At 39.1% G+C, this 404-nt stretch carries 1 protein-coding gene; it reads left to right on the forward strand.

Annotated elements, in window-relative coordinates; genetic code table 11:
* The coding region (locus D7Y13_RS50250) for a hypothetical protein (RefSeq protein WP_208734733.1) at positions 1-404 on the forward strand (404 nt) is incomplete at both ends.

Raw genomic sequence — 404 nt, forward strand, 5'->3', positions numbered from 1 at the left:
GGGTTTACTCGAGAGGCGGTGAAGCTGAGGTTAGAGGATTCTTTCCTTTTTTAGAAAAAACTTTTCCTGGGTGTAGATTTGAACGAAAAACACCGGTTCGTGACAAACCTGGCCCTAAACCTAATAAAGCAAGTGGTCAGGGAAGAACAGGTAAAAGCTTAATCGAGCAAATCAAGCAAGAATTGCCGATCGCCTTAAAAGCAGAACCAAATAAATGCGACCTGATTTTAGTTTTTGACGATTTGGATTGCCGCGATTCTGAGACACAAAAATTAAAAATATTGTCAGAGATATCAAAAATACCAGAATGTGCTGACATCGAAAAATTTGTTGGGTTTGCCGCGCCGGAAATCGAAGCTTGGATTATTGCTGATTGGAATAATTCAATAGCTAAACATTCATAT

This window comes from Corallococcus praedator (assembly GCF_003612125.1).
Lineage (GTDB): Bacteria > Myxococcota > Myxococcia > Myxococcales > Myxococcaceae > Corallococcus > Corallococcus praedator.